The sequence below is a fragment of the Paenibacillus glucanolyticus NBRC 15330 genome (genome assembly GCF_004000885.1).
Lineage (GTDB): Bacteria > Bacillota > Bacilli > Paenibacillales > Paenibacillaceae > Paenibacillus_AQ > Paenibacillus_AQ glucanolyticus.
This window is the reverse complement of record NZ_BIMC01000011.1, coordinates 162,559-187,929: the sequence shown is the minus strand read 5'-3', so window position 1 is coordinate 187,929 and position 25,371 is coordinate 162,559. Positions and strand designations below refer to the sequence as shown.

The window sequence follows — 25,371 nt, the reverse complement described above, 5'->3', positions numbered from 1 at the left end:
GGCTAAACACCCTTTATCATCTCCGCCTCCGATAGGTTGAGGATAAGATTTTCAATTCTTCACGGTACTTGGTCACCGTTCTGCGCGATAACTGTATTCCTTCTGCAAATAATAGCTCAACGATGGTCTGATCGGAGTGCGGCTTGCTCTTGTTCTCGGCATCGACAAGTTCCCTGATCCTCAGCTTTACACTGCGCGAGGATGCCCCGCTTCCGTCCGCTGTGGCTATGCTTGGTGCGAAAAAAAATTTCAAAGGAAACACTCCTTGCGGAGTAAGCACGAACTTGTCGTGAATTGCCCGGCTGACTGTGGATTCATGCATATCCAACATGCTGGAGATGGTAAGCAAATTCATCGGCCGAAGACCTCTCACACCTCTCGCCAGAAATTCCTGTTGTTCCTCCATCATCGCCGTTACTACCCTCATCAGGGTCAGCTTCCGCATCTCGATACAGCGTTCAATCCAACGCGCCGAATTAAAGCAATGGTTTAAATAGGAGTCCGCTTCGGCCGTTTGCCTGATTTTGATCCACTCCCGGCATTCCTTATTCACGGAAAGCCTGGGGTGGGCATACGGGTGCATTGTAACCGTCCAACCATCCCCTACACAGCGGACTACAGCATCAGGAACAATATAATGTCGTTCTGGAATGCTTATCGATAACCCCGGACGCGGATTCAGGCTGCGGATATACTGTGAAGCCCTGCTCACCTGCTCCTTGCTGATTCGTAAAGAAAGGCCGATCTGATCGAAACTTCCATCGGCCAGCTGCGGTAAATACCTATCCACGATTTCTTCCGCATACGGAACAGGTTCCGGGTCCCGCGCGATTTGCAGCAGCAGGCATTCCTGCAAACTCCTGGAGCCTATTCCTGCTGGCTCCAGAGATTGCAGCTGATGAAGCGCTACCTCCAGAAGATCATCAGAAACCTTCAACACTCCTCCGAGGTCTGACAACTCCGCATCCAGATACCCGTCATCATTAAGATTCCCCGCCAAAAAGGCAGCAACCCGGTACACATCGGTTGGAAGGGAGAGGAGACGGAGCTGATTCTGCAGCCTTGTCTCCATGGATTCTTGCGCCGACTTCACATTCCACAACGGATCTTGTTCATACGCAATGCTGCCGCTGCTTGCTCCGCGTTTCTTGCGATATAGATACCCATCACGTCCAGCTTCAATCTCAAGGACCGGGTTCTCCATCGCCTGTTCCTGCAAATATTGCAAAAGCTCATAACCTGACAATGACAAAATATGAATCGACTGCTTCAATTCAGGTGTTACAGTCAGAGTCGTACGTTGATCCTGCACCAATGAATAGTTTAACAACTCATCTCCCCCTTCCTCCAGGGTCAGCTCAAACTGCATCCTACGATCTTTTTCCTCTACTATACTTAATTTGGTTTGCAATGAACATTGAATATTGAAAGTTGAATGTTACAGAAAGTCTCATTAAAACCGGTCGGAAACCAGCTTGCCTTGAGTAAACAGCAGCAGATAATCCCGGCCCCCTGCCTTGGAATCCGTACCCGACATATTGAATCCGCCGAACGGATGAGTTCCAACCAAAGCCCCTGTGCACTTGCGGTTGAAATATAAATTCCCGACGTGGTACTCACGTCTGGCTTTCTCCAGGTTAGCGCCATTGCGCGAGATAACAGCCCCTGTTAAACCATAATCGGTTCCGTTTGCAATTTGTATGGCTTCGTCAAACGACGCCGCTTTTGTGAACGCTACGACTGGTCCAAAGATCTCTTCCTGTGAAATTCGGGCATCCGCAGCCACATCTGCGAAGATGGTAGGCTCGATAAAATAGCCGTTCGAGTCACCCGTACTGCCGCCGAGCACCAAACGCCCTTCCTGCTTGCCAATTTCAATATATTCCAGTATTTTATTATATGCTTTCTCATCTATAATCGGCCCCAGATTGGCATCTGCATGTGCCGGGTTTGTCATCTTCAACTGACTCGCACGCTCCACTACCCGTTCCAGTACCGTGTCGTATACGTCTTCATGGATGATGGCGCGTGAACAAGCAGAGCACTTTTGCCCGGAGAACCCGAATGCGGACATTGTTATCATATCCGCTGCCAGATCCAGATCAGCTTCGGAATCCACAACGATGGCATCTTTGCCGCCCATCTCGGCCACGACCCGCTTGATCCATTTTTGTCCCGGATTAGCCTTGGCAGCTCGTTCATTAATTCGGAGACCGACATCCCGGGAACCAGTAAAGCTGATGAATCTTGTAAGCGGATGGTCGACCAGGTAGTCCCCTACTTCACCGCCGGGACCCGGGAGGTAATTGACAACACCGGGTGGAAGACCCACCTCTTCCAGCAAGGCCATAAATTTCGCTGCAATCACCGGCGTAGTGCTTGCCGGCTTTAGGACAACGGTATTGCCGGTAACGAGAGCTGCTGTAGTCATACCCGCCATAATGGCCAGCGGAAAATTCCAAGGCGGAATGACGACACCAACTCCAAGCGGGATATAATACAGCTCATTCTCTTCCTCGGCACTTGCCGTTAACGGCTGAGGCAGACTGAGCCGCTGCATCTCCCGTGCATAAAATTCCAGGAAATCAATGGCTTCCGCCGTTTCCACATCAGCCTCTACTCTGGTCTTTCCGGCCTCGAAGGTCATGATGGCCGAGAATTCATGCTTGCGCCGGCGCAGAATGGCCGCTGCCCGGTACAGATATCTTGCGCGTTCATTCGGATCGGTGCGCTTCCATGTCTCGAATGTCGCTGCCGCGACTTGGATCGCTTTCTCTGCAAGCTGGGCATCCGCTTGCGAGACAATGCCAATCACCTGCGAATGATTGGCCGGATTTATGGAAAAGGCTGTACGGTCCGTTGTAATTCTCTCGCCGCCAATGATGAGCGGGTACTCTTTGCCTAGTTCAGCCTCTGCTTTTTTTAGCGCCTGCTCATATAATTCGTGGTTTCTTTCTTCCTTAAAATTCACAAATGCCTCATTCTTAAACTCGGTTCTCATATCGAACAACCATCCTCTCACCATTTGTTTTAGATATCGCTTTCTCATTCAAAGATTACAAGCAATTATCGTGCCAAGTTCAAACTCCATGATATTTGGCACATTTTTTGCTTAAGAATATGTCGATTCCGTATTTTTATTACACTAATCAAGCTCTTGTAAGGAGGAGTAACCTTTGGATCGCATTGAACTTTATCGCAAAACACTGTTGTCGGTATCCGGCAACCGTTTGGTCGAGAAACTTGCCATTAAATACGGCCGGAAATTGGCAGGTAAATTTATTGCAGGCGACACACTCGCTGAGGCACTGGACGAAATTGAGCACCTGAATGGCAAGGGAATCATGGTGACGCTGGATCACTTGGGAGAAGGTATATCGCACCTAAACGAAGCTGCAGCCTACCGGGAAGAATATATCAGGCTTGTGGAGGGCATCGCTGAGCGGAAAGTGAGCTCCAATGTATCGCTGAAGCCGACGCAGATGGGATTGGCCCTCAACCCGCAAGTCTGTTACGATAACATCCGCTCGATCGTACGCCAAGCTAAACAACACAACAATTTCATCCGAATTGATATGGAAGATTCTCCTTTTACCCAAGCCACGATTGATATTGTGCTCCGGCTGCATGCAGAGGGTCTGAACAATGTCGGCACCGTCATCCAGGCATATCTGCATCGCACAGTGGAAGATGTTAATCAATTAATTGATGCTAAAGTCAATCTTCGGCTTGTAAAGGGAGCCTATAATGAACCGGCATCGATTGCCTATCAGCAAATGAATGAGGTCATCGACAATTACAAACGGATCATCCGGATGCATTTGGACAGAGGCGTATATACAGCGATTGCCTCACATGATGATAGAATCATAAATTGGGTCAAAGCCTACGCCAAGGAAAATGGCATCACCGCCGATGCGTTTGAGTTCCAAATGCTCTACGGTTTGCGGATGACGGATCAGGCGGAATTAGCCAAAGAGGGCTACCGCATCCGCTGTTATATGCCTTATGGCACGATGTGGTACCCCTACTACACCCGGCGACTGGCCGAGAAACCGGCCAATCTGTGGATGGTTCTCAGCAATATGTTCAAATAATATTTACACTGAAAATCAGGCTGGGTATAATGGCCCTATTAATACAAACAAGATAAAATGTATTCATATATAGGGGGCACCGGAATGAAACATGTTTTGCCTAGTCTGGAATGCCTTATCCGTACGGATTACAGCATGATTCATCTGTCCAGCCTGTCAGAGCTTGAGAACGGTCAACACGAGGCGGCCGGAGTTCCTGTCTTTTTGGAGGACGGTCAGGGCCGTTATGGTTTGCTACAATTCGAAGCCGATGCCAAAATTCTTGATCAGCCCTGTGTAATGGATGTTGCTGCTGTAAATATAGATGAGTCTATACAAAGTATTGCGCAAGCATTCCGAGCGGCCCCTCTGGCGATTGTGGAACGTGACGGCACACCCGTTGGCTACATCTCATCAAGCGATGTGATCGAAGCTGCGCTGCAAGCGTTTCGCCATCTGGAGGCCTATTTCTCCACCACTTTGGAAACGCTTAATCCCGATGTCGCAATTACACTCATCAACGAGGAAGGCCATGTGGCTGTCTGGACATCCGGCGCGGAGCACATCTTCTCCATTCGCAGGGACGAGATTATCGGGAAGCCTGCTTCGGATTTTTTCCAAGCGGACCGTTTGCAGTCGCTCCGAACGCTCAAAACCGGAGAATCGGCGCATAAAATGCAGCATCGGCCTCGCCAGGATATGTTTGTCCTCATTAATTCCAACCCCATCACCTTAGATGATCAGATCATTGGCGCTGTAGCGGCAGAATCCGATCTGACTACACAAATGAGACTCCATCAGGAACTGCTCCAGATGACAACCAAAGTCCATCATTTACAGAAGGAAGTCGCCATGCTCAGCCCTTCCAGCGACCCTTTCCAGCATATCAAAGGAACTAGCCGAACCATCAAGAATAGCATCGATACCATCCGTAAGATCAGTACAACCAAAGCGACGGTTCTCATTCAAGGAAAAAGCGGCACCGGGAAAGAGCTCTTCGCCAAAGCCATCCACGATTCCCGTGAAGGGAGCAGCGCTCCGTATATTGCCATCAACTGCGGAGCCATTCCGGCTGCCTTGTTCGAGAGTGAGTTGTTTGGCTATGAGCGGGGAGCGTTCTCGGGAGCGGATCCCAAAGGCAAGAAAGGAAAAATAGAACTCGCGAGCGGCGGTACATTGTTCCTCGATGAAATCGGGGAAATGCCGCTGGAAATGCAGGTCAAGCTGCTTCGTGTGCTGCAAGAGCGCAGTTATTTTCCCGTTGGCGGCACACAGCTGAAGCGGACCGACTGCCGTATCATCGCAGCAACCAACCGTAATCTGGAACAGATGATTGCCGAAGGCAGCTTTCGTGAGGACCTGTACTATCGACTGAACGTAGTGTCTATCGAGATTCCTTCCTTGCGTGAACGCAAAGAAGATATTTACGAATTGACGCAATCCTTTTTACATGAATTCTCGCTTATTTACGGCCGGCACATCCAGTCTATTGCTCCCGATGTGTTAGAAGATCTGCTGCGGTACGACTGGCCGGGCAATATCAGAGAATTGCGCAACACCATAGAGCGACTGGTGATATTCTCCACCGATGGTGAGATCCGGCGCGAATATTTGCCTGACAACATTTACTCTGGCGACAAACAGCTGCCCGTCCCAGCCCATGATTCCAACAATATGAACACTCCCCCCATCACCGGAGAGGCGTTTCAAGCCGCGCTCGACGATTACGAACGGAAATTGTTATCCCAGGCATTAGCAGCCGTTAACGGTAACAAGCTGAGCATGGCTAAACAACTTGGCATTTCAAGAGCTACATTGTATAACAAGCTGAAACGGCTGAATCTTTGATGATGCACCGAATTCTAATTAATTGGACACTCTTCCATCACACTGTATAAAAGATTAGAACCTTTGCAGAGAAGTTCATGGTTTGAGAATCTTAACCTGAACCCGTTGCTAAACCCAAAAACCGCGAGTTATACTAGACCTATACTGAGGACGTGAAGAACACGCCGCTTCCATACGATGTATCCCGAATGAAGTGATCGGGCTGCATGGGTATGGGGCGGCTTTTTAATGTTTGTTTTTATTAAACAACACAAAGGGGGTAAACCGATACATGTCACGTTTTGATAAGCAATATGAGCTTTGGATGCAAACAAATACCCTAAATGAAAAAAATCCGCGCAGACTCGAAATCCTTCATAAAGGATTAGGTCATGGAACAATCGAATTCCTGCGCTCGATATGGTTTCCGGCGATCGGTAATTTCAATGATTTGTATCCAGAGTGGGAAGTCCGTGATTTCAGCAATGGTTATCGATATTTGGACTTGGCTTATATGCCTGGCGGCGCGAGAGGAGGAATCGAAATCCAAGGATATGGTCCGCATGCCCGCGATCTTGACGTCAGAAGGTTCAAGGATTTGTGCCGCCGTCACTGCTTATTGGCCTTGGATGGCTGGACCTTTCTTCCGATTGCCTACCCCTCCATCGTCGACGAGCCAAAACAATGTCAGCAGCTCGTATTGTCTTTTGTCGGTCGATTTATTGCATCAGATGTCCCTGCCACCTTGACTTGGCTTGAGGCGGAAGCTGTCCGGTTTGCGCGAAGGCTTCTGCGTCCAATCACCCCACTGGAACTCGCCGATCACCTTAGGGTCAGCGACAGACACACAAGGCGCCTGTTGCATAGGCTGGTCGAGCTCCAAATACTAGACGTTGCAAGCGGGGAACGACGAGCTCGCACCTATAAACTCCGTTTATGATTAAGGGGTTATGCAGCAGTACTTTGCGGGCAGCCACATCCAGTAGCGCCACCCGTTGGTTGGTTGCCAGGCAGGGTGTGTGTTGCTCCCAGTAATCCTAGTAATCGAAACCACCATGAACCTCTGGTATCTGGGGGATCTCGAGGGTTCGGACAATCCGAGAATTTCGAGCGTTTCGAGCATTCCGGGTACTTCGGGCATTTTTTCGGGGGCTTTAAGGATTTCTGGCATTTTGGGCATTGCGGCATTTCCTTCATTGAGGGCATTGAGGGCGCTTGCTGCTTCAAGCACTTCTGGCATGTCGAGGACTTCGCTCCTCGTCAGCAGCGCTTCTTTCATGCCTCTTGTGCGGCTTCTCGTTTCGCATTGCACCTGCGTTGCCTCACGACTCTGGATGAGCCTATACTAAACTGGACACAGAATCCGTTATTATGAGAAAACTGACCTGTTTTTGAGAATTTCCGGACTCAGGATCCGTTATTTGCTTAAAACATCACTAAATATCGCCATTTTTTAAGTAATAACGGATCTGGTGTCCTCAAACTGACCATATACAACTACATGGGACGAAATAGCGGAACCTCTGTCCTCACATTTACTGGGCAGCTCTCGCATTTGCCATTTGGCGGTTGGCATTTAGCGGTTGGGGTTGACGAGTGACAGTTAGCAAAGGTTTCTGTGTTCTGTAGTCTTTGGTCTGTGCGTTAGCGGTTGGGCGTGATTGTTAGTCGTTCACCGCTGTCTTCGTCGCGTTCATTGCTCCAGCACCTTGACCATGCCGGTCGAATTCAACGCTCGCCTTATCGCATCCTTGTCCCCGCCTTTACTTATTGTTTAGTAGCTCTACTGTTTACTGTTACTGTCACCGTCACTGTCACTGTTACTGTACTGTTGACTTTTACTTCATGCTATTGGCTTGTTTACGGTTTTTGCTTGTTGTTACTGTTTGCTGTTAATGCTTACTTTTGACTCTAGAGTTACTGCTACAGTTACTATTGGCTATTCACGCTTACTGTTACTTGCTTACTGCTACTACACATACTGCTTACTGCTACTGTTACTGCTTACTGCTTACTGCTACTGTTACTGTTACCGCTTACTGCTTACTGCTACTGCTCGCTGCTACTGCTTACTGTCTACTGTTTACTTCTGACTGCTCACTGCTACTGCTTACTCTTTGCCGTTGGCAGCTTACTGTTAACTGTGGTTTTTGCCCGTTAGCATTAGCGTTAACCCATTACCACCGTCATCATCGCGCTTGTGTTCATGCCCTTGCCCGCAGCCAAATTAATTCAACCTATGAACCATTTCATACTTGTTACCGCAGGGATCTTCAAAATAAACGGCATAATAGGTCGGACTGATCGGGAATAACCCTGGTCCGCTGTTAATGGTTCCCCCATACTGCTTCACAACCTCTGCGATATGATCAACTTCAGCCGGATCTTTCCCCCAGAACCCGATCAGATTGTCATTCGGTTGATGTTCGGGATCCTCTGTTATCGCAAAATAAGGAACACCTGGAAGCTCCCCTTGTGCCGCGAATACGTTCCATTGCTCGGAATGATAGGTGATGGTGAAACCCAGTTCATGCAGCAGCTTGTCATAAAACAGACTAACTTGTTCCCACGAATTCACTCGCAGGTCCATATGACTGAATCGATTCATCCTGCCACCTCCCTATGTTGTTGAATCGTTGTCAGTACCTCGTCCCAGTAACGCCTCATCACCTCTCGCATATAGACGTCTTCCAGCATTTCCTGATGAATCGCGATAGTGGTTTTACCACTATTCGTAGATAGTACGTAGATTTGCAGCCGGGACGGGTTGTCCCACGCCTTGCGCTTCCATGTCAAACGCAGTTTATGGTAGGGAATGACCACCGTAATCTTGCCGGACACGCCTTCCTTCGACTCATATTCATGCCCTACCCGGAACTCTATCGAAGGAACGTCCCCGATCCATAACGCCAGGCCCTCCGGCGATGTGAGGAAATCCCAGGCTTGCTCCTTCGTCATGGCCATCGTTTTTCTGACGCCAATCTGCACGCCTGCGTCTTTAGAAACGCCAACAGGCACCCGGCCCATGAGCTGTTCGTACATGACGGTGATCCATTCCCCCCACTCCTCTGACACCTGATCCAACGCGCAGATATGATTTCGGATCTGTTCATGAGACCATAGCTGGTCCACTTCCTGCCCGAGTTTGACGACCCAATCTTCCCACGAGCGTCCCGTTGCCTGTAACACATCTTGTCTAAAAATAGTGCCTGCCACCCTAATCTCCTCCTAACGTTGCCTTATGGAATTCATTATATAACGCAAAAACTGACATAGAAGGTCAGTCTTTTATCATTGGGATTGATAATATTTCAACAAGGATTCCGTAATGTCGATCATGCCTAATTTCAATTCTTCGGGCTCCATGATTCGAATCCTCCCCCCGAATGATAGGAGATAATAGGCTACCTGGGTGTATAGCGTAAGCTCGTCCAGCCTGAACACCGCATGATCTGCTGTCCTCTCCTGCAGTACATGACCGAGCAGCCAATGCTGACATAAATCGTCAATAGCTTGGGGGACACCTTGTATGTGCACGGAGACCCCATGCGGGTTGTTATCAGAACCCTGCTCTGCCAGCAATCCCTCCAACAAAAACTCACGGGCGGAGAACGGCTCCGGACGGACAAAGGAGTCAACGGTACAACGGATATCGCTCATACGATCGACGCGAAAGCTGCGTATTTCACCCCGCAGGTGGCAATAGCCCACCGTATACCATTTGCTCTTCCAATGGACAAGCCCATATGGATCCAGGATACGTGTATGTATGGTACCATCATACCCTGTCTTATAGTTGATCTGGAGACGGCATTGCTGGTCGATGCCAGCTTCAATCGCGGCAAGCATGGACATAAGCACGGGAGCTGTAGGCGGTTGGATGACCTCGATGCTATTTTCACGGCGCGTTAGACGCTCCAGCTGCTCCGGATTCGTATGCCGCTTGATTTTGGAAAGAGCTCGACTGAGTGGAGCTTCGGAAGGATAACCCGCTTCCCGTGCGAATGCAGCGGCGTGAAGCAGTGCCTTCTGTTCATCGGCATCAAAAAACAGGGGCGCAAGCTTGATAGAATCAGGGATGAAGTAACCCCCATCGCGTCCGATTTCGGAAACGATCGGCACGCCGGAAATGCAGAGGGCATCGATATTCCGGTATATCGTTCGAATATGTACGTCAAGTTCCTCCGCTAGCTGTTTGGCCGTCATTCTTCTTCGTGCCTTCAAGAGCCATAGAATCGCCAGCATATTATCAGCCTTAGACATCGTATACAGTACTCCTCCCCTTCAGGATTCATTCATTTCACTTCCATTATAAATCACAATAAAACAAAGGTTCAGAAATATCTCCCATGCTGCATCTGCTGTTGATGTGCCTACTCGTTCCCTGCCAGCCGAGCGAAAAGCCGACCCTTTTACAGGATCAGTTCTTCGTTCTTATTCCTTAAACACGACTTCGTTTTATCCATGTGAACGCAGATCGCTAGAATTGGCCTCTTTGTCTCTAATCTAATAAGCTGCCTACGGTAATTAAACCTAACGACCTCCGCCGTTATCATGCTCCGCCTTGATGACAACGCTCCTCTTCATACGCCCTTCATCAACCCACTTGGAGTTTTTATAACCTTTTACATATTATGTATCTCTTGTCCTTGATATCTGGAAAAAGATTGGATAGGATTACACCTAAAAAACCAAAAACTCGTAAAGGGTGATGATGAAAGAGATTGGATGGTCCTGCCGTTGACGATGGACGAATCATTCTTGCAGGAGGTATGATATGAAAATTCACAACGCGATTCCATGGCGTGGAAACAAGCTGGAGCTGAAGAACGTCACTGCTTCTAACATCGCGGGTACGATGATTTATACGAACGAACTATACCACCAACACATTATATTCCGACTACACCATGTCCGGCGTGGCTGGAGGTCTATATGCTTCCGGCTCCAAAACCTCATCTGCTGCCAGTCCATCCTCCTTTGTTGAGATGACGTGGAACGGTGAAGGCGGAGATACTTACCGATTCTAAAAAGAATTGGCAGGCCACCCGGGGATTCGTCCTCAGGTGGCCTGTCGTTAGACTAGCTTAACAACCCGGCAGCGGTCATCCTCATTCATGCGGATCGGTGATTTCGCTTGACCCGCATAGGGAGAGCGCTTCCTGAATGGTCTCGTATACGATAGCCTTGGCCCTCTGTCCGGAGGTCAGCCTTCTTGTCCCTTGCCCTGCCCATAATGACATATAGTCCGGATTATTTTGGCGGTTGGCGGCGTTTCTAATATCGCGGGTCACCGTATTCTGCACGGGAAACGGAAGCGGCTCTAAACCAGTGGCATCCCAACGCTTAATAAAGGCATTGCGTATTCCTCTGGCTGGCCGTCCCGAGAACGCTAGGGTAATAACTGTGCTCTCTTCCGTGCTCTCCAGCAGAGCCTGCTTGTAAACCTCATGCGCCCCCGATTCCAGTGCCGTCAAAAATCGCGTCCCCATCTGGACGCCTTGCGCTCCAAGAACAAGCGAGGCAACAAGCCCGCGTCCATCCATAACGCCTCCCGCAGCAATAACCGGTATCTTCACCTGATCCACAATTTGCGGTACCAGGGAAAATGTCCCGATATTCGCACCCATCGGGTGCTCTGTCAGATCAAACGTTCCTCGATGTCCACCTGCGTCGCTGCCTTGGGCAACAATGGCATCACAGCCCGCTTGCTCCGCCATCAACGCTTCGTTTACCGTCGTTACCATCGTAACCACCAGCAGGTTTGCCGCTTTTGCCTGCCGCATGAGAGGTTCAGGCAGAATGCCGAATGCAGTGCTGATGACAGGCACCTTCTCTTCAAGCAGAACCGTGAATTGCTTCTCAAACCAATCGGCAGCTGCCACTTGATCCGCACCCGCTTGAGGAATGCCCAGCGTTTCCCGCATCCGGTTCAGCTCGTGCTGGACTTCTCCGATTCGATCCAAGTTATCCGAAGCCTTAGTGGCAGCCGAAGCAAAGAGATTCACGGCAAAGGGCTTATCCGTCAGCTTGCGGATATCCTGAATGCTTTGACGAATGGCGGCCGGCTCCATATAGGCTGCGCCCAGCGTTCCAAGCCCGCCTGCATCCGATACGGCGGCAACCAGCTCAGCCGTTGACGGCCCTCCGGCCATTCCAGCCAGAAAGATTGGGTAGCGAATTCCGAACCGTTGGCATAATTCCGTGTATAGCTGCATATTCATGATTCCCTCCTTCGTTGTTACAGCTATTATCCTATGAAGACACAACAACTTCCATCGTAAAAAAACCGCTCAACACAATGATCTGTGTTGAGCGGTTTTTTTAAGTTTAGGACATTTTCACCAAGCTGTAGTTTTTCTTTCCTTTGCGGATGATGATGAAACGCCCGCCGATCGCTTGATCAGCCGTAACCTCATGTTCCAGGTCGCTGACGCGCTCGCCGTTCATGGAGATTGCGCCTTTCGTGATGTCCTCGCGGGCTTGCCGCTTGGAAGGCTCGATGCCCAGATCCACGAGCCAGTCAACGATATTCTTCGGCTCCTGCGTCGCTTCAAATGTTGGCATCTCCTTGAAGCCCTGCTCGATCTCTTCGGCCGTAAGCGATTGGATATCGCCCGTAAACAGGGCTGCGGTAATGCGCTTGGCTTGCTCCAGCATTTCCTCGCCGTGCACGAATTTCGTCATTTCCTCTGCCAGCATTTTTTGCGCTTCGCGTTTATGCGGCTCGCTCTGAACCTTCTCGGCCAACTCGTCGATTTGCTCTTTACTCAAGAACGTAAAGTACTTCAAGTATTTCACGACGTCACGGTCATCGGTGTTCGCCCAGAACTGGTAGAACTCAAATGGCGTGGTTTTGTTCGGATCCAGCCATATCGCGCCACCGGCGGTTTTGCCGAATTTCGTGCCGTCGGCTTTCAGCATCAGCGGAATCGTGAGACCGAATGCTTTCGCCTCAGAGCCTTCTTTTTTCCGGATCAGATCAAGACCGCTTGTAATGTTGCCCCATTGGTCCGAGCCGCCGATTTGCAGCTGCACGTCTTCATGCTGGAACAGATGCAGGTAGTCCACGGACTGCAGAATCTGATAAGTGAATTCCGTGAAGGAAATGCCGCTGTCGAGGCGGCTCGCCACAACGTCCTTCGCCAGCATGGAGTTGATGCTGAAGTTTTTGCCGAAATCTCGTAAAAATTCGATAATGCTAATCTTATGCGTCCAGTCGTAGTTGTTGACCATGCGAATTTGATTGTCGCCTTCCGTCACAAAGAGCTTTTTCATTTGCCCGGTCAGTGCATCCACGTTGGCCTGAACCTGCTCCAGCGTTTGCAGCGAGCGCTCGGTTTGACGTCCGCTTGGATCCCCGATAGTGCCGGTTGCGCCGCCGATCAGAATGACCGGGCGATGACCGGCAAGCTGGAAACGCTTCAGCATAATAAAGGGAATCAGATGGCCGATATGCATGCTGTCGCCCGTTGGGTCTACGCCGCAGTATAGCGAGATTGATTTTTCATTCGTAAGCTCCCGGAGGCCTTCGGCATCCGTCTGTTGGTTGATGGCATCGCGCCATTCAAGTTCATCGATAATATTCACAGCATTAACACCCCTTCAATTCATTAATATCCTTATTACGAAACGTCCATCCTCGTTGAAAAAAACAAAAAATCGCCCCTTGTCTGTTATAGACATAGGGACGATTAATAACCGTGTTACCACCCAGATTGCACAATTGGACCGCCAGCTGCTGCTGCGCGCCGTTCATGCCGCTCATCAGGCGAGATATCGTTCGCCATTTCCGCTCGGCATTACCCGAGATACTCCAGAGTGTAATTCGCCAACTTGGTGTGTACCGGGTTCCATCAACCCCCGGCTTTCTAGAACAGGGACCAAGCTGCTACTGGGCTCTTTCAACGCATGTCGTTTATAAGATTACAGACAGTATAGTGAAATAATAAATCGATGTCAACCAGCGTTCGCATAGGTAGTCTTACACAGGCGGCAAACCTGAATGAAAGTCCGGTTGTTCAACTGCTGCTCTTACGTGCGGCGCATATATGCACGTACCGTAATCGGAGCAAAGATAGCTACAATGACGGCAGCGCCGATCAGCGAAATCGCGAGATCCCATCCGACAATCCCGGAGTTGGTCAGATCCCGCACAGCCGTAACCAGATGCGAGATCGGATTGATGTTCACAAACCACTGCAGCCAGCCCGGCATGGTATCTACCGGAACGAACGCATTGGAGAGAAACGTGAGCGGGAACAGCACAATCATGGATATGCCCTGTACGCTTGAGGCCGTACGCGCAATGACACCGAAGAAAGCAAATATCCAACTGATTGCCCATGAACACAAAATTACCAGCAGCGCCGCGAGAGCAACGTAGCCAAGGCCCCCTTCGGGACGGTACCCCATAACATATCCCATGCTAAAGGTAAGCACCGTTGCTATGGTGTACCTGACGGTATCTGCCAGCAGGGCACCGGCAAGCGGAGCAATCCGCGCAATAGGCAGCGACTTGAATCGGTCGAACACCCCTTTATCCATATCCTCGCGCAGTTGAACCCCGGTCACAACGGAGGTCGTAATCACGGTCTGAACGAGGATCCCCGGAATGATGACAGGCAAATAACTTAATACGTCGCCAGAGATCGCACCGCCAAAAATATAGGTAAACATCAAGGTGAAAATAATAGGCTGGAGCGTTACGTCGAACAATTGCTCGGGCGTGCGCCGAATCTTCAGCAGCCCCCGGTAGGCCATCGTCAACGAGTTTCGCAGCGTCTGACCGAGACTTGTGTGGTTTTTCAGCTGCCGCTCCTTAGCTGGCTTAATCATTGTGCTGCTCATACGGTTGTCACCTCTGTTTTATTGGATTCACGGGACGCTTGAGACGTCTCCTCTTTCACGCCATGACCGGTAATCGTCAGGAATACCTCATCCAGGGTCGGCTTCTGCACACTCATCTCGGACAAGCCAATTCCCGCCGAGCGAAGCTCGATCAACAGGTCTGCAACAAGGTCCGCACTCTCCATCGGCGCCGTAATCTTTCCGGCTTCCGGTGACACATTGACATGGACTTTCAGCACCCGTTCCACGGTATGACGAGCCCTGTCAATGTCCAGCGGGTTTTGGACCGTCAGATGCAGCGACGAAGTCCCCACTGACATTTTCAGCTCATCTCCCGTACCTTCGGCCACCACCCGGCCGTAATCGATGACGGCGATTCGGTCAGCCAGCTGATCAGCCTCCTCCAGATACTGCGTCGTGAGCAGTACAGTTGATCCGGTATTCACCAGCCTGCGGATCGTATCCCACATCTGTGAACGCGTGCGCGGGTCCAGCCCCGTTGTCGGTTCATCCAGAAAAATGAGCGGCGGCTGGGCAATGAGGCTTGCCGCCAGGTCCAGCCTGCGGCGCATGCCGCCGGAGAAATTTTTGAGCGGCCGCTTCGCCGCCTCCGTCAATCCGAATTCCTCCAGCAATTCTTCGGACTTGCGCCGTGCCTCTGTACGGCCCAGTCCCAGCAAGCGTGAGAAGATGATCAGATTCTCGGTGGCGCTGAGCGACTCGTCAACCGATGCGTATTGGCCGGTCACCCCGATTAATTGACGAACGATCTGGGATTCCGCAAGCACATCGTGCCCGAAAATTCGGGCGGACCCTGCATCCGGCCGCAGCAGGGTCGCCAGCATCCGAATGGTGGTTGTCTTGCCTGCACCATTCGGTCCAAGCACGCCGTAAATCGTGCCTGCGCGCACCTGCAAATCTACACCGTCTACTGCACGATTGCTGCCAAAGGTTTTGACAAGTCCATGCGCTTCAACAGCGAGATCTCCATTGTTCGGTTCCATTCTCTTTCTGTATACATGCTCCACTTCTATTTCCTCCAATCCATTATTGATGATATGGGGATCGTAACACCCGTATTTAAACGGAATGTAAACCGTAAAATAAAATGGGCTCTTTTACGCGCCGCACACGAACCGTTCCTCCCCGCCGCTATGCTGTGCTGTGCAAAGGCAAACGTCAGACATAAGCAAAGAAACCGTTTCTTGGTTAAATGGAGGCACGTCCTGCCCATTTACGAAAGAAACGGTTCTTTGTTATTTTGATGAGGTGAGGTCTTCGTCAAGCGAGCGAACCTGCTCTAGGGGACAACCGGATCTTCCTCATCCTGATCCATCGTATATTTAATCTGCATCATAATATTTTGTTCATGATCGCCAAACTGACGGCCGAACAAATTCAGTCCGCCTTGATTTACGGCATCGGGTTTGATGCCGATACGCAGGCGCATTTTGGGGCTCTCGTTAATCCTAAGATGATCTAATGTAACATCGGACACTTTATCCATATCAAGGGTCGTCTTTTCGTGGTCCACTCGCCATGTTTTGAGAAAGCCGTATTGCGTGGCCCAATCATACCACCAATTCGGATTCAGTTTGCCGCGGCGGTCCCCGAAATCACCTGGACTTGTCCACATTCCAATCTCCACGCCGTTTACCCATACCGAAATATTGGACGGCCAATTATGATCATAATTCGGCGCTTCGGAACACATTTCCATGGACAGTCCAAGCGATTCAATGCGGGCTCCGGCCGGAATATCCATCGGCAGTAAATACTCCAGATACCCCTTGCGCAGCCAGATGATCTGGGCGTTCACATGCTTGGGATGGTAAAAGCTCGCAGGCTCGTCTTCCTTAATGATATAACCGTCCGCATTAGCCATTCCGCAGGTGGGAGATACCTCGCAATCGCTGTAATGTCCGATCGGCATCTCGACTTCATAAACATGCGTTACTCCCTTGGGGACCGAATTCTTCAAGTTCAGGGCAATGTGAATATCGTCGTAATTCCGGCTGCAGACCTTCATGGCCCCGCGGGAAGCCGGCAGCAGTTCAGTATTGATTAACTCGGCAGCTTCCAGTACTTTGATGTTGCTGGCTACTGTTGAGACCGGAAGTTTAAGCTTCTCGGCAATCTCGATAATATTTAAATTTTTGGAATTCAGGAGCCTTAGAATATCAACCCGTGAACGCGTTGACAAGGCATGGGATACCGTGACGAGTCTTTCCGGGTCGTTAAAGCCAAGTTCCAGCACGAATCTGCTCTCCTTTAAACTAAACATATTCATTACAATTATCTTACTTCTTAACGTGACGAAAAACAATCAAACTTGCAAAGGCTTACATCATTGATCTATCATCAATTATCCGTTAGTTAGCTCTTCGAAGGAGTAGGGGAGAACGCCTCCTTGCTTAGCCAGAAAAGGCCTCTCGGGAGAACCGGAAGCCATCCATGGTCAAGCGAACACCACTATTTTTTTCGGTTCCATCTGTCATGCACAGCGTGCTAATTCGCTGGCTTGATGTCAAAAAAATCGATTTCTCCGTAGCCTTCGCCTTTAGAAAAACGGATCTGGTTCACGCCGGCCTTAAGCTGAACTCGCGCCGTGGACAATCCCCAGTTCTCCCAGCCTTTATTCGTGATGTGAAACCTGCTAGGCACGCCTGAATTTACGCTTAACAGAAAATTGGACCAGTTCCCCCCGGCTGTGCCGTTTGCTGTCCGGGCGAGCAGAATATATTCGCCAGCCGATGCGGCATGAACGGAAAATTCCACATAACTCTCCGGCGTGTCGATATGTCCCGCCTTAAGTCCTCCCGAGCCGTTGGGGCTTCCGGATGCATAGGCGACACCGCCGAGCGCTCCCTCTTCCCCTTCGTAACGGGTGTGAGCGGCTTCGCCTGAAGGCAAGGTTATGGGCGCATTCGGATTCGCCGGAACACCAAGATTCGGGGTATTGTCCGCATTCCATGTGAATTTCTGCATTCGAACCTCACGATTCCACCCGGCATTATGATATTTGGCGACGTGGTAGAGCATCCAATCCTCCGTGCCATCCGGCGACTTCGTGAACGAATGGTGGCCCGGTCCGTACAGCCCATTACCCGACTTGAATATCGGTTGGCTGCGTTTGTTCCAGGATGCCGGGTTCAACAAATCGCTGGTCGTGCTGGCTGTGATCAATCCTAGACAATAGTCATTGGTCCAGCTCCCGCTGGCCGAGTACACCAGGCTAATGACGCCATTTTGGATAATCACCTGGGGACCTTCGTTTACGTGCGGGGAGTGATTCGTCTCCCAATGATAAGTAGGCCTTGCAATCTCCACCCGATCCGAGCTGATGGTCCACGGATTGCTCATGCGTGCGATATACAGATTCTGCCGCACATTGGTATCCCCTTCCCAGCCGGACCAGATAAAGTACAGCTGACCGCCTGCTTGCAGCACCGTGCCGTCAATGGCCCACTTGTTGGTGTGGTCCGTAATCTGACCTTTATACTGCCAGGTTCCCTGTGTCGGATCTGCCGATGTATTCTCCATCACATACATACGGTGATTGACATTGTCCCCGTCGTCCTTCGCGTAGTAGATGTACCAAGCGCCGTTGATGTAATGCAGCTCGGGAGCCCATATCCCGCAGCAGCCTGTGTTTACAACCGTAGTGGGAGCTGCATCCATCACCGTCAGCTGGGCTGACTTCCAGATCGTAACGTCACCGCCGGTCGTTTTCGTAAAATAGTAGTAACCGTCTGTATGTTTATAAACCCAAGGATCCGCTCCATCCTGCATGACAACGTTGTAGAAGTTGTTTTGGCTTGAGACGGCATGGGTCACCTGCCCCATAGGAAAAATAAGAAGTGCGCACACTGCGAGCAGCCATTTATTCCGAATGTCTACCTTCATTACCGGTCACGTCCTTTTTGGATAATGTAACAACATGCACTTGGGCATCCAAGATTCCGGCCTGTACAGAGCAGTCATGGGACAGCGGCTTCAATCTTCAATGGCGGCCTTACGCAAATTTATGCTTCGTATCACATCAGGATCGAATTTCGGCTTCCTGTCGTAGGTATACAGCCCGTTCACTTCCTGCTCGACATCGTATAGCTGGGTGTAACAAAATCCGAACATCCGCGGATGATCGAGCAAGACATTTGTCAAACCCGCATAACGCGTAAGAAAATCTTCTTCGGATGTCGGACGATCCCCGTATCCCCAGGACTTCTCGTCTTGCTGCTCCGGATTCCACCAGATGCCGCCATATTCACTGATGAAATAAGGCTGCCCCTCATACTGCTGCCGGTTCGGAAAGCTGTTGTACACCTCGCCGCCATCCTTCATCGGCTCATATCTCTCCTGGAATGTCTGCGGGTTCTGATCATAATCATGAATGTCGAATATATCCGTCACGACATGGAAGTTGCCGCTCGTATCAATGACCGGACGCGTCGGATCGATTTTTTTGGATACCTCGTATACAATGCGCAGCACTTCGTTATTTTGTTTGGCACCGTCCCGATCCCAAGTCTCGTTAAAAGGACACCAGCCGATAAGGGCAGGATGATTGAAATCACGCTCCATCCCTTCGAGCCATTCCGGCAGGAAATGGGACAGCCCTTCGGTTGTTGTGATGTCCAGTCCCCAATTTGCATGCTCTCCCCATACCAGATAGCCTAACCGGTCGGCCCAATACAAGAAGCGCGGTTCGAATATCTTCTCATGCAGCCTCGCGCCGTTAAAGCCAAGGCCCATCGATATTTCGATGTCGTTGCGAAGAGCCTCGTCGCTTGGAGCCGTATAGATGCCGTCCGGGTAAAAGCCCTGATCCAGCACAAGACGCTGAAATATGGATCTGCCGTTGATCCGAAACGCCATGCCGTCCAGCCTAACGCTTCTGAGTCCAAAATAAGCTTGCACCGTATCACCTGTTTTACCTTGCTCCTGCAGGGATAACTCCAGATCGTACAATCTGCCCTGACCAACCTCCCATAAGTGAACCTCCTCCAACGGAAGGGTGAGCTTGACGGACGGTCCGGATACCAGAGCGCTGGCATTCCCTACAGCCTTACCCTCATAGAGAGCGACAGCAGTGAGCTTGCCCCCCGCTGCCTTCCCGACCACCTTCACTTCAAGGTGTACGCAAGCATTATCAGGGTCTGCCACCACTTTCATGTCAGACAAATAGGCTTCCGGCACGTGCTCCAGCCATACCGTCTGCCAGATGCCTGTGGTGCGCGTGTAATCACAGCCATGGGAGTAGAAGCGCTCGCTCTGTTTGCCTCGCGGCTGACGTCCGGAACGGACATCGTCCTCCGCATATACGGTAATCACATTCGCGCCCGGTGTCATCTGAGGGCTGATATCAAAGCTGAACGGGGTATATCCTCCGCGATGGGTACCTATGGATACTCCGTTCACCCATACTTCCGTTTCATAATCGACCGCCCCGAAATGAAGCAGTGTTCTGCCATTCCAGCTCTCCGGCACGGTAAACTCCCGTTTATACCAGACGCCAGCCATAAAATCCTTATATTCAACGCCGGACAGCTTGCTCTCCGGGCAAAAAGGGACCGTGATCGTTCCGGACAGCTGATGTCCGATTTCTGGGTAACCGCGTTCTTTTCCGCTTCGGGCATGATCGATTTCGAATTGCCATGAACCGTTCAGGTTGATCCAATCGGGTCTTACCCATTGGGGTCTCGGGTATTCGGGACGCGGAACTGTAGTGTGGGTCATGGTTGAACTCCTTTTAACGTTTAATTTGTCTGTATAGTATCTATTGCCATGGGGCTGTAGGTGGGCTCTGTCTCAGCTTTTCTTAACGTACAGCCTGCTGGTCTCCTCCCATATCTCATCTGGCTCCAGACTGAAACAACCGACTTCCTCCGCTGGCATGTCCATATTGGGCGCATTGACCAGATTAATCTGCGGTTCAGGGCAGAGGAAACCCTCCGTCGCTTCATTATTCCAGATCATCCACTGCTTGTAGGAGGTGCCCACGTCGTACACCAGCGTCAATTGGGCCGCCTCATCAGTAAGCTCCATTCGGTTCCTCCCGTTCTGAGCGGCGGCGGTATAGTGATTGTCCATACGCTCGAAGAACGGATAGACGCCGTCGCCTTGCATCGCTTCCTCACTCGCGGACAATGGCTGATGGGCGCCGGTGGGCAGCATGGATTCACCGAGCTCCCACCGCTTACCGAGGGTCAGCTTCATCCGGTAATCCCGGGCATCGCCTCCCTCCACGAAAGGCGCATTAATGGACGTATGAAATGCAAGCAGGCACGGCATGGATGCTGTCCCCGTATTGGTTATCGTGACACGCTGGGATAACCCTTGATCGCTTAAGCTGTACCGCAGCTGAATATGAAACGGGAACGGAAAGGCTTCGTATACCGAATGCCGTTCATCCACATGGACAGATACCGTCACATAAGCCTCCTGCTTGGAGTGCCCGTAGTCATCAAGCTCCCATGGAATATTGTACAAGAAGCCATGAAGATGATGACCGGTTGCCTCCTCGTTGACGGGAAGGTGATGGATCTTGCCGTTCCACCGGAAATTGCCTTGCTCATAGCGGTTCGGGGGAAACAGCACCGGTATGCCGTGAATCATCGGTCTTTCCCTGAATGCCGCCATTTCCTCCGGTGCCGGTTCATGCAGAAACCGGTACCCCTTCTCCAGGTCCCGGAACGAGATCAGATTCCCCCCGATTCCCGGAAGCATGACTGCTTCATAAGCTCCTGCCCTTAAATAAACCGCGCTCTCGTCATGGTATACACCCTCATAGGCATTCGTTCGGTCCATTTCTTCTTCATCTCCCCCGATTAGGTTCCCATCATAATCTTACGGATGGTCTCAAGCGGTGCTTTCGGCTTGCGGTCATACGTCAGCAGTCCATTGATCTCCTGCTCAACATCCGTTAGCTGTGTGTAGCAATATCCCTGAACCACAGGTGACGAGAACATTGGATCGACCACCGCCTTCAGCCGGGCCAAGAAATCCTCTTCATTCTCTGCGCCGGAATAACCCCAGCCATCCCACTCACTCTTCTTGAAGGCAATGCCGCCGAACTCCGATACGAATATCGGCTGTCCTTGATAGCTGGCTCCGCCGACAAAGATCCTCCGGTTAGCCGGCATGGCCTGCACCGCAGACGCGGCTGTTGCATACCGCTCCTCCAGCACCTCCTGACGGCTCTCATAGTCATGAATCGTGACCAGATCGGTGGTCATATGCTCCCATCCGTCGTTATAAACGACGGGTCTGCTATCATCCAGCGATTTAGTCAAATGGTACATCGCCAGTCCGTGCTGCTGCTGGCGCCGATCCATCTGGACATTCGGAATGCCCCAGCTCTCGTTCAGCGGAACCCACGTGATGATGCACGGATGATTGTAATCCCGCTCCATAATCTCCTGCCACTCCGCCGTGAACCGGCGGACATACGCTTCGGAGTATTCATACGCGTTAGCTGCCTCACTCCATAACAGCAGGCCGAGTCGATCACACCAGTACAGGAAGCGGGGGTCCTCACTCTTCTGATGTTTTCGCACCCCGTTAAAGCCCATTTCCTTCGCCAGTTCCACATCGCGTTTTAACGCCTCATCCGACGGCGCCGTCAGGATGCCCTCTGGAAAATATCCCTGGTCCAGCACCAGCCTCTGAAAGTAAGGGCGATTATTCAGGCACAGCTTGCCATCCTCGATGGAAACCTTGCGCATGCCAAAATAACTCGATACCTGATCCACCACGGCTTCGGCTTGAAGGAGGCGAAACTCGATATCATACAGGTTCGGATGCTCCGGGCTCCACAGCCGCCCCAATCCATGATCTGTGAAATCACTCAGACCAATGGTCCGAAGCTGCTCCGCATTTTGAATCGCATATTGATCCTCCGCGACAAGCTCTCCCTGAAACCTTACGGTAATCTGCAGCTTGATCTCCTCCGCAGACTTAACTCCCTCTATAAACGTCCGGATGCGGATTTCATTTCGATCAATATCAGGTGTCATCATCGTCTTGCTCAGATGTACAGGGGATACCGGCTCGATCCATACACTTTGCCAGATGCCGGTCGTGCGGGTGTAGAATATGCTTGCGGAATGCTCAAGCCAATACTGCTTGCCGCGCGGCAAGGTGACATCGTGGCTGAAATCCTCGGCTCGAACGATGACGGTGTTGCTTCCTGCCGCCAGCGCAGCCGTGATGTCTGCCTGGAACGACGTATGACCGCCTTCATGCACCGCCACCATATGCCCGTTCACCCATACTTTGGCCGCATAATCCACGGCGCCAAAATGAAGCACGATCCGTTTACCATGCCAATCCGGCGGAATCTCGAACGTTCTACGGTACCACACGACATCGTGAAAAGCCGGATCGTCGATGCCGCTCAGCTTGCTTTGAAACGTAAACGGGACCGTTATTTTTCGTTTAAAAGATTGTTTGGCATTCCCCAGAAACCATCGCTCATCCTCACCGATGCCAAGATCATCAAATCCGAAATCCCATTCTCCATTAAGGCTCAGCCATTCCTTGCGTTGAAACTGGGGTCTTGGATATTCGCTGCGCAAACCTGTTTGTGTCTCGCTAACTGCTGTCGTCAAGATGTGACTCACTCCTGTTCGATTCATCTCTATCTAGTTCATCCAAGTACAAGTTCACCGTCTATCCTTTGATCGAGCCTACATAAACGCCCTTCACAAAATACTTCTGCAGGAACGGGTACACCAGCAAGATCGGAACCGTGGAAACCACGATTGCGCAATACTTCACGAGTTCCCGGAACGCAGTGGAGCTCTGAGCGCTATTGATGACAACACCGCCGGCGCTGCCGATCGTTGTCGCCGTAGCGTCATTGGCAACAAGAATTTCCTTCATGAGCAGCTGCAGCGGGAACAGCTCCCGATCCTTCAGCAGCACCATTGCATTAAACCAGGAGTTCCAATTGCCAACCAGATAGTACAGGAATATGACAGCCAGCGTCGCTTTCGATAGCGGGAGAATCACCGTTACCAGGATGCTGAACTGGCTGGCGCCATCGATTACTGCCGCTTCCTCCAGTTCCTTCGGGATGGACTGGAAACCGGTCCGCAGGATGATGATATTCCATGTGCTTAACGCCGTTGGCAGGATCATGGCCCACAGATTGTTGTACAGGCCGATATCCTTCATCAACAGGAACCATGGAATCAGCCCCCCGCCGAAAAACATCGTAATGGTAATGACAATCATGATGAAATTCTTGAAATACAAGTCCCGCCTGGATAACACGTATGCACCTAATATCGTCATGACCATATTGACCAGCGTACCGAGTCCCACGTAAATGATCGTGTTCTTGTACCCGTTCAAGAGACTGTTATCTTTGAACACCAGCTTGTAGCCATCCAGTGTGAATCCCAAGGGCTTCAACAGCACCCCTTTATGTGCCATTAATGCGCCCGGATCACTGACGGAGGCGAACAGGATATGCAGAATCGGATAAAAGCACACCAAGGTCAATGCGGTAAGTACCGTATAGTTGGTCCAATCGAACACGCGGTCCCCGATGGACTTGTGCTTTCTGCTTCGTTTCGCTTTGGGTTGCATGATATCTTTCATAACCGTCCCTCTTTCTTACCATAGGCTGGATTCGGATCTACGCTTCGCTATCGTATTTGTCATCCATAACAGCCCGAAATTGACGATGGAGCTGACAAGTCCCACAGCCGTGGAGTAGCTGAGGCTCGCTTCCCTTAAGCCCCTTCGGTAAACATACGATGCGATGACATCTGCCGTATCGTAGATGAGCGGATTATACAGCAGAATGATTTTCTCGTAACCGGACGACATCAATCCGCCAATTGCAAAAATAAACAGGATGATGATGACCGGACTGATCTGCGGCAGCGTGATATACCACATTTTTTTCACCCGACCCACGCCGTCGATATCGGCTGCTTCATATAACGAAGGGTCAATGCCGCTCATCGCGGCCAGATAGATAATGCTGTCCCATCCGATACTCTGCCATATTCCCGAGAAGGTGTAGATCGGCCGGAACAAATTGGAGTATCCCAGAAGCGACGAGTAATCTTTGCCTGTGATGAACGACAGCAGCTGGGTTACGACCCCTTCGTTCGCCGTGAATATGTGTATGATGCCGCACACCACAACCAATGAGATAAAATGCGGCATGTACGTAATGGTCTGCACGGTCCGCTTGAACTTGGACGAACGAATTTCATTCAATAGCAAGGCAAGTATGATTGGAGCGGTGAATCCGAATGCGATGCCCCACACGTTCAGAAGCAGCGTATTCTTGACCACTCTCCAGAAATAAGGCCCTGTGAAAAAGTCGATGAAATGCTTGAAACCGACCCAATCGCTATCGGCAAATCCGAGCAAGGGCTTGAAATCCTTGAAGGCGATCATCACGCCCCACATCGGGCCGTAGCAGAAAATCAGGAACCAGGCTACGACCGGAAGGGCCATCAGATAGACAAACCAGTTTTTCTTTAGATCCTTTTGAATCAGTCGCTTCGTATTCTTCGGTTTCGGGTTCAAACCTACCGGGTCCATTTCCCTTGGTTTCCTTAATATCTCCATGATTCAACCACCTGTTCTTCGA

General features: G+C 50.8%; 20 protein-coding genes. 3 read left to right on the top strand and 17 right to left on the bottom strand.

Annotated features, from left to right (window positions below; translation table 11 throughout):
* Positions 1-16: 16 nt before the first annotated feature.
* A complete protein-coding gene (rpoN, locus tag PGL02S_RS17260) occupies positions 17-1,369 on the bottom strand; it encodes an RNA polymerase factor sigma-54 (RefSeq protein ID WP_036643237.1) in 1,353 nt (450 codons plus the stop codon).
* Between the two features lie 84 nt (positions 1,370-1,453).
* Positions 1,454-3,001 (bottom strand): L-glutamate gamma-semialdehyde dehydrogenase, encoded by a 1,548-nt coding sequence (pruA, locus tag PGL02S_RS17255; protein WP_036643238.1) that lies wholly within the window; start codon positions 2,999-3,001, stop codon positions 1,454-1,456.
* Positions 3,002-3,176: 175 nt separating this feature from the next.
* Between pruA and PGL02S_RS17250 the strand changes: the two genes are divergently transcribed.
* From PGL02S_RS17250 to PGL02S_RS17240, 3 genes are all read left to right on the top strand, one after another.
* Entirely contained in the window at positions 3,177-4,097 is a 921-nt protein-coding gene (locus PGL02S_RS17250; protein WP_036643239.1) for a proline dehydrogenase family protein, read from the top strand.
* An 84-nt stretch (positions 4,098-4,181) separates the two neighbouring features.
* Positions 4,182-5,924 carry a sigma-54-dependent Fis family transcriptional regulator gene (locus PGL02S_RS17245; protein WP_036643240.1) on the top strand — a complete coding sequence of 581 codons (1,743 nt, stop codon included), beginning with the start codon at positions 4,182-4,184 and terminating at the stop codon, positions 5,922-5,924.
* A gap of 271 nt (positions 5,925-6,195) precedes the next feature.
* Positions 6,196-6,843, top strand: coding sequence for a hypothetical protein (locus PGL02S_RS17240; protein ID WP_036643241.1), 648 nt, complete (start codon positions 6,196-6,198; stop codon positions 6,841-6,843).
* Here the strand turns inward: PGL02S_RS17240 and PGL02S_RS17235 are convergent, their stop codons facing one another.
* From PGL02S_RS17235 to PGL02S_RS17160, 15 genes are all read right to left on the bottom strand, one after another.
* Complete coding sequence (locus PGL02S_RS17235; protein WP_036643243.1) at positions 6,844-7,182, bottom strand: hypothetical protein; 339 nt, start codon at positions 7,180-7,182, stop codon at positions 6,844-6,846. It abuts the gene before it with no gap.
* Between the two features lie 948 nt (positions 7,183-8,130).
* Positions 8,131-8,511: a VOC family protein gene (locus PGL02S_RS17230; RefSeq protein ID WP_036643245.1), complete on the bottom strand. Its 381-nt coding sequence runs from the start codon at positions 8,509-8,511 to the stop codon at positions 8,131-8,133.
* Positions 8,508-9,119 (bottom strand): SRPBCC family protein, encoded by a 612-nt coding sequence (locus PGL02S_RS17225; RefSeq protein WP_036643246.1) that lies wholly within the window; start codon positions 9,117-9,119, stop codon positions 8,508-8,510. The genes PGL02S_RS17230 and PGL02S_RS17225 overlap by 4 nt, the downstream gene beginning before the upstream one ends.
* Positions 9,120-9,194: 75 nt before the next feature.
* On the bottom strand, positions 9,195-10,166 hold the full coding sequence (locus tag PGL02S_RS17220; RefSeq protein WP_036643247.1) for a helix-turn-helix transcriptional regulator: 972 nt from the start codon (positions 10,164-10,166) through the stop codon (positions 9,195-9,197).
* A gap of 848 nt (positions 10,167-11,014) precedes the next feature.
* Entirely contained in the window at positions 11,015-12,127 is a 1,113-nt protein-coding gene (locus tag PGL02S_RS17210) for an NAD(P)H-dependent flavin oxidoreductase (protein WP_036643249.1), read from the bottom strand.
* Positions 12,128-12,233: 106 nt separating this feature from the next.
* Positions 12,234-13,493 carry a tyrosine--tRNA ligase gene (gene tyrS / locus PGL02S_RS17205; RefSeq protein WP_036643250.1) on the bottom strand — a complete coding sequence of 420 codons (1,260 nt, stop codon included), beginning with the start codon at positions 13,491-13,493 and terminating at the stop codon, positions 12,234-12,236.
* A gap of 444 nt (positions 13,494-13,937) precedes the next feature.
* Complete coding sequence (gene tetB(58), locus PGL02S_RS17200) at positions 13,938-14,753, bottom strand: tetracycline efflux ABC transporter Tet(58) subunit B (RefSeq protein WP_006211984.1); 816 nt, start codon at positions 14,751-14,753, stop codon at positions 13,938-13,940.
* Complete coding sequence (locus PGL02S_RS17195) at positions 14,750-15,781, bottom strand: daunorubicin resistance protein DrrA family ABC transporter ATP-binding protein (RefSeq protein ID WP_036643251.1); 1,032 nt, start codon at positions 15,779-15,781, stop codon at positions 14,750-14,752. The genes tetB(58) and PGL02S_RS17195 overlap by 4 nt, the downstream gene beginning before the upstream one ends.
* Positions 15,782-16,053: 272 nt before the next feature.
* Complete coding sequence (locus tag PGL02S_RS17190) at positions 16,054-17,010, bottom strand: ArsR/SmtB family transcription factor (RefSeq protein WP_006211986.1); 957 nt, start codon at positions 17,008-17,010, stop codon at positions 16,054-16,056.
* 251 nt (positions 17,011-17,261) lie between these two features.
* The gene (locus tag PGL02S_RS17185; protein ID WP_036643253.1) at positions 17,262-18,659 is read right to left on the bottom strand and encodes a family 43 glycosylhydrolase; all 1,398 of its coding nucleotides are present in this window, start codon (positions 18,657-18,659) and stop codon (positions 17,262-17,264) included.
* A 90-nt stretch (positions 18,660-18,749) separates the two neighbouring features.
* A complete protein-coding gene (locus PGL02S_RS17180; protein WP_036643254.1) occupies positions 18,750-20,492 on the bottom strand; it encodes a glycoside hydrolase family 2 protein in 1,743 nt (580 codons plus the stop codon).
* Positions 20,493-20,564: 72 nt separating this feature from the next.
* The gene (locus PGL02S_RS17175) at positions 20,565-21,563 is read right to left on the bottom strand and encodes an aldose 1-epimerase (RefSeq protein ID WP_036643255.1); all 999 of its coding nucleotides are present in this window, start codon (positions 21,561-21,563) and stop codon (positions 20,565-20,567) included.
* A gap of 20 nt (positions 21,564-21,583) precedes the next feature.
* Positions 21,584-23,365 carry a glycoside hydrolase family 2 protein gene (locus PGL02S_RS17170; protein ID WP_036643256.1) on the bottom strand — a complete coding sequence of 594 codons (1,782 nt, stop codon included), beginning with the start codon at positions 23,363-23,365 and terminating at the stop codon, positions 21,584-21,586.
* 61 nt (positions 23,366-23,426) lie between these two features.
* The gene (locus PGL02S_RS17165) at positions 23,427-24,362 is read right to left on the bottom strand and encodes a carbohydrate ABC transporter permease (RefSeq protein ID WP_006211992.1); all 936 of its coding nucleotides are present in this window, start codon (positions 24,360-24,362) and stop codon (positions 23,427-23,429) included.
* A gap of 15 nt (positions 24,363-24,377) precedes the next feature.
* On the bottom strand, positions 24,378-25,349 hold the full coding sequence (locus tag PGL02S_RS17160; RefSeq protein ID WP_036643257.1) for an ABC transporter permease: 972 nt from the start codon (positions 25,347-25,349) through the stop codon (positions 24,378-24,380).
* Positions 25,350-25,371: the final 22 nt, after the last annotated feature.

Bases quoted from the DNA above. Each gene is read 5' to 3' on its own strand.
- rpoN (WP_036643237.1), bottom strand. From the start codon at position 1,369: ATGCAGTTTGAGCTGACCCTGGAGGAAGGGGGAGATGAGTTGTTAAAC.
- pruA (WP_036643238.1), bottom strand. From the start codon at position 3,001: ATGAGAACCGAGTTTAAGAATGAGGCATTTGTGAATTTTAAGGAAGAA.
- PGL02S_RS17245 (WP_036643240.1), top strand. From the start codon at position 4,182: ATGAAACATGTTTTGCCTAGTCTGGAATGCCTTATCCGTACGGATTAC.
- PGL02S_RS17240 (WP_036643241.1), top strand. From the start codon at position 6,196: ATGTCACGTTTTGATAAGCAATATGAGCTTTGGATGCAAACAAATACC.
- PGL02S_RS17235 (WP_036643243.1), bottom strand. From the start codon at position 7,182: ATGAAAGAAGCGCTGCTGACGAGGAGCGAAGTCCTCGACATGCCAGAA.
- PGL02S_RS17230 (WP_036643245.1), bottom strand. From the start codon at position 8,511: ATGAATCGATTCAGTCATATGGACCTGCGAGTGAATTCGTGGGAACAA.
- PGL02S_RS17220 (WP_036643247.1), bottom strand. From the start codon at position 10,166: ATGTCTAAGGCTGATAATATGCTGGCGATTCTATGGCTCTTGAAGGCA.
- PGL02S_RS17210 (WP_036643249.1), bottom strand. From the start codon at position 12,127: ATGAATATGCAGCTATACACGGAATTATGCCAACGGTTCGGAATTCGC.
- PGL02S_RS17185 (WP_036643253.1), bottom strand. From the start codon at position 18,659: ATGAAGGTAGACATTCGGAATAAATGGCTGCTCGCAGTGTGCGCACTT.
- PGL02S_RS17180 (WP_036643254.1), bottom strand. From the start codon at position 20,492: ATGACCCACACTACAGTTCCGCGTCCCGAATACCCGAGACCCCAATGG.
- PGL02S_RS17175 (WP_036643255.1), bottom strand. From the start codon at position 21,563: ATGGACCGAACGAATGCCTATGAGGGTGTATACCATGACGAGAGCGCG.
- PGL02S_RS17165 (WP_006211992.1), bottom strand. From the start codon at position 24,362: ATGAAAGATATCATGCAACCCAAAGCGAAACGAAGCAGAAAGCACAAG.
- PGL02S_RS17160 (WP_036643257.1), bottom strand. From the start codon at position 25,349: ATGGAGATATTAAGGAAACCAAGGGAAATGGACCCGGTAGGTTTGAAC.